Origin of the sequence: Pseudonocardia sp. (assembly GCF_025465255.1) — a bacterium.
Lineage (GTDB): Bacteria > Actinomycetota > Actinomycetes > Mycobacteriales > Pseudonocardiaceae > Pseudonocardia.
On sequence record NZ_JAODNI010000126.1, the window covers coordinates 1 to 4,319 of the forward strand.

Below are 4,319 nucleotides of genomic sequence, written 5' to 3' on the forward strand. Positions count from 1 at the left end.
GGGTCTCGCGCGGTGTGGCTGTCAGCAGCGCGTCGTGCGGTTGTTGTTCGTCCGCTCCCCGGTCGCAGGCCGACCGTGGGGTCGGCCGGGCACGGCTGGGGCCCGGCGTGAGGTCGGGCTCCAGTTCGCCAGGTCGCCGGGCTGAGTTCGTCGTCGAGGCCGTGGACCGCGACCGGGGGCCGGCGCGGGAGCCTGGGCCATCGCGTGCCCTTGTTCGCTGCAGACAGCTGGATGACGGGTGCTGGTCAGCGGATGAGTCGGACGGTCAGGGCGAGATCGTCGACGGGTAGCTGGGCCCAGGTGGTGTCGGCGGTGACTGCGGCACAGCCCAGGCGCTCGGCGAGGGCCAGGCAGCACCGGTCCCCGAGGGACAGGCCCGCGGGGCGGCCGCGGTCCCGGAGCCGGGCGGCGGCGACCGCGTCGGCGGCGGTGAGCGGCTCGACCCGGACCCCGAGCACGCGGAGCCGGCGGGACGTGTAGCTCCCCGAGCGCGGTGAGCCCTTGGTCTACTGCGAGGGCCGCCGGGCGATCGCGGCGCTGACGAGGGTCTGGGCGACGTTGCGCGCCGCCGCCTCAGCGCTGGGGTCGCTGTCCATCCAGGCGCCGATCCCCGCGCCGTCGTAGAGCAGCACCAATTGTTGCGCGAGCAGCTTGGGGTCGTGTGCCCCGGCGTCCTGGGCGAGGTCGAAGAACAGCGAGTGCACCCAGGACCGGTACTCGTCGGCGGCCTCGTCCGCGGCGCTGCCGGGCTGCGCCTCGGCCTTGGCGCTGACGAACGCACACCCGCGGAACGCGGGATCGGTGAAAGAGAGCCCTTGTACTTCGAAGACGCCGACGAGCCGCTCAGCGGGCGTCGCGTACCGCGCCTCGAGCTCGCGCGTCATGCGCTCGCGCGTCGTCGCGTGCCGGGCCCTGAGGTAGGCGCGGACCAGCTCGTCCTTGCTGCCGAAAGCGTTGTACAGGCTGGCCTTGGCCACCCCGGCGTGCTCGATCACGCGATCGATCCCGACCGTGTTGACGCCCTCGGCGTAGAACAGCTCGCTCGCGGCCGCCAACAGCCTTTCGCGGGCCGAAGCCCGGCCCTGGGGTTTTCCGGACATAACCCCACCTTAGCAGACCGATCTGTCTATCCGTCGGGGTGCCACGGTGGGCCGTGATATGGCGGTGACGGCTTCGGCGAGGACAGGCGGCGCTGACGTGGATGAATCAACCTGGACCCTGCGCGGTGTGATCAGCGGTCTTCGGGGAACCCGTCGCCGAACATGGGTAGCCCGCTAACGGACGCCTCGCGTGAGACCTCGTCTTCGATGACGTCCCAGTGCTCGACGAGCACGCCGTCGCGCACCCGGAGGGTGTCCACCACGATCCACGGTGCTGGCTGGCCGTGCCCAGAGAAACGGCCCCGCAGCATGACCATGTCTCCCTCGGCCATGATCAGCTCAGTTTCGTGGCGCAACGTGTCGGGCAGGCCCTTGACCAGGTTGAACAGGCCATCCCGACCTGGCGGGATATGCGCGCTGTGTTGGATGTAGTGCGGCGACCAGTAGGTTTCGGCGCGCGCATAGTCGCGTCGGTTGAACAACGTGTCGAACGCTTCAAGGACAAGCCGTTTGTTCTGTTCGGGCGCGGACATGGCGGCCTCCGCTCAGGGAACGATCGCCGACAGTTTCCAAGCTCTCAGGTAGAACGCGACGCGGCGCGGAAGCCGTCAGTGGGCCGCTGCCGAGCTCCGTCGGTGTCCACCGTGCGTTGCCGTCACCGGATTCCTCGGGAGTTGCTGCGACCGCGCCAGGTCGCGCCGTCAGACCGCGGTCCGGCCGCCATCGGCGGCGACGACCGCGCCGGTCACGTAGCTCGCCTTCGGCGAGGCGAGGAAGGCGATGACCTCGGCGATCTCCTCCGGGCCCGCGGCCCTGTCGAGCAGCGTGGTCGTCCCCAGCGACTCGATGAGCGCAGGATCGGAGCCGCCGGTGTACACCGGCCCGGGAGCGATCGCGTTGACCCGCACACCGCTCGGACTGAACTCCGCCGCCCAGGATCGGGTCAGCGACGCCAAGCACGCCTTCGTCGCCCCGTAAGCGGCACCGCCGGCGAGGCCGATCTGCCCCGCCATGCTGGACAGATTGATGATGCTTCCACCACCGCGGGCGGCCATCTTCGGCGCGATCCCCGCCACCAGGAAGTACGCGGAGCGGACGTTGCTGGCAAAAAGCGCGTCGAACGTGTCGACGTCGAGCTCGGGCGTCGGCCCGAACCACGAGAACCCGCCGTTGTTGACCAGTACATCGGCGTCCCCGGCCTCGTCGACCAGGCGCTGCACGTCCACCGCGCTGCCCAGATCGGCCGCGACGAACCGTGCCTGGCCACCCGCGGACACGATCTCCTTGACCGTCTGCTCGCCGCGCGCAGCGTCCCGCCCGTGCACGAGCACCGCGAACCTGTCATCGGCAAGCTTCAGCGCCACCGCGCGTCCGATGCCCGATGTTGCGCCCGTGACCAGCGCCGTCTGCGGATGGCTGTCGAGGTCGAGCCGTTGTTCCGACATGTCAGGCTCCAGCGGTTGAGTAGGCCTGTCTGTTCACTACACTGCCGACTCTAGACCGGTCTGTCTAGCCGGTCAACCGTCGAGTAGGGTGCGGGCGGCTGCGCGTACCCAACGAGGTCCCTTCCTGGCCGATTCACCGCCGCCGCACACGAGGTGCGCCGCCGCACTCCCCCCGCGAGAACTCCGCCCCCAGCCCCGGGTCGATCCCGAGGATCCCCTGGGTCTCCCTGGGGACACAAAATTGGCGGCGGTGCGATCGGGGCTATCGATTACGGGGTCGGCCGTACGTCTTCGTCCAAAGCGACGACCGTCAATTGTGGGTTAATTGGTGGGCCTAGCCTGGACTTTCGCCGGGTATCCACGGCGGTCAAGGCGTGGCGGCGGCCTGCTTGTTCCGGGGTAGCCCAACCAGGATGAGCTTCCACGCTCTGCATTGGACTCGGTCGCCTCCGCTGTCCGAGGGAAGACGACGCCGGGGACTGCGACCGGTAGGGGCCTGCTGGATCCTGGGCCATCGTGTCTCCTCGTTCGGTCGGGACAGTTGGATGACGAGGCTGGTCAGCGGATGAGCCGGACGGTCAGGGCGAAATCGTCGAGGGGCAGCTGGGCCCAGGCGGCGTCGGCGGTGACCGCGGCACACCCCACGCGTTCGGCGAGGGCCAGGCAGCACCGGTCGCCGAGGGACAGACCCGCGGGGCGGCCGCGGTCCCGGAGCCGGGCGGCGGTGACCGCGTCGGCGGCGGTGAGCGGCTCGACCCGGACCCCGAGCACGCGGAGCCGGCGGGTGGCCCGGTCAGCGTCGACGCCGTGCTGGTGCAGCTTCTGCCAGGTCTCCGACCAGTTCGCCGCGGACATCACCGCGGCGGAGAGCAGCGGGTCGACCACCTCGGCGCCGGGCTCGCCGCGGGCGGGTGGCCAGCACGAACGGGATCTCGTGGTCGACCAGCCAGGCCCGGAAGGTCGGGTTCTGCCCGTAGAGCTCGTCGGCGGTCACCCACGACTCGCCGCCCAGCAGTCCGGCCCGCCAGGCCGGGTGAGCATGGCGATCCCGAGCTGCGGCTTGGTCGCGAACCCGACCTCGGCGGGGATCCCGGCGGCCGCGCAGCGATCCGGGTCCTCGGTCCACGACGTCGGCAGATACAGCTCCCGGTCGATCAACGCCCGCCCCTTGGCAGAGGCGTAGGCCAGGAACACCCCGACCTGACAGTTGTCGATCTTCCCGGTGGTGCCGGTGTACTAGCGCGCCACCCCGGCCGAACGGATGCCCTTCTTGACGAACCCCGTCTCGTCGACAACGAACACCCCGCTCGAGGTGTCGCCCAGCTCATCGAGGACGTAGCCACGAACGTCGTCGCGCACACCCTCGACGTCCCAGTCCGCGGTCCGCAGCAGCCGCTGCATCCCATCCGGCGACAACGCCCCGGCATGCTCGGCCAAGGTCCACCCGTTCTTGCGCTCCAGGCCCGCGAGTAGGCCGCGCACATAGGTGCCGGCACGGGCTCGCGGCTCCGAACGCGTGAACCAGCGCCCGATCAACCCCACCACCGCGTCCAACGCCGACACCCACCCAGCAAGATCAACCACACTGTGATCGTCACCGCCCGACGCGCTTCAGCCTCTCACGACACGCCGACTGCCGTTGTAGTACTAGCAGCGGCCCTCCGGCGCTGTCGGTGGGGCCCGGCTTGGACTCGGCGTGCAGGTCCCAAATTTCGTAGGGGATCGAGCCCACTCGCTCGCTGGCGGCCTTCTCCAAAATGGAGCACCAGGTCAT

General features: G+C 70.0%; 4 protein-coding genes and 2 pseudogenes. All 6 read right to left on the minus strand.

What is annotated here, in order from left to right; genetic code table 11:
• Positions 1–245: 245 nt before the first annotated feature.
• Entirely contained in the window at positions 246–458 is a 213-nt protein-coding gene (locus JWP64_RS15640; RefSeq protein WP_297497139.1) for a PIN domain-containing protein, read from the minus strand.
• 48 nt (positions 459–506) lie between these two features.
• On the minus strand, positions 507–1,100 hold the full coding sequence (locus tag JWP64_RS15645; protein ID WP_297497142.1) for a TetR/AcrR family transcriptional regulator: 594 nt from the start codon (positions 1,098–1,100) through the stop codon (positions 507–509).
• Positions 1,101–1,231: 131 nt separating this feature from the next.
• Complete coding sequence (locus tag JWP64_RS15650) at positions 1,232–1,633, minus strand: ester cyclase (RefSeq protein ID WP_297497145.1); 402 nt, start codon at positions 1,631–1,633, stop codon at positions 1,232–1,234.
• 168 nt (positions 1,634–1,801) lie between these two features.
• Complete coding sequence (locus tag JWP64_RS15655) at positions 1,802–2,545, minus strand: SDR family oxidoreductase (RefSeq protein ID WP_297497148.1); 744 nt, start codon at positions 2,543–2,545, stop codon at positions 1,802–1,804.
• A gap of 558 nt (positions 2,546–3,103) precedes the next feature.
• Positions 3,104–3,439 (minus strand): annotated as a pseudogene (locus tag JWP64_RS15660) (PIN domain-containing protein); the annotation flags it as partial.
• Positions 3,440–3,452: 13 nt separating this feature from the next.
• Positions 3,453–4,108: pseudogene (locus tag JWP64_RS15665) on the minus strand (IS701 family transposase); the annotation flags it as partial.
• Positions 4,109–4,319: the final 211 nt, after the last annotated feature.

What these genes read in the sequence shown, in the direction of transcription:
- JWP64_RS15645 (WP_297497142.1), bottom strand. Translation starts at nt 1,100, where the DNA reads ATGTCCGGAAAACCCCAGGGCCGGGCTTCGGCCCGCGAAAGGCTGTTG.
- JWP64_RS15650 (WP_297497145.1), bottom strand. Translation starts at nt 1,633, where the DNA reads ATGTCCGCGCCCGAACAGAACAAACGGCTTGTCCTTGAAGCGTTCGAC.
- JWP64_RS15655 (WP_297497148.1), bottom strand. Translation starts at nt 2,545, where the DNA reads ATGTCGGAACAACGGCTCGACCTCGACAGCCATCCGCAGACGGCGCTG.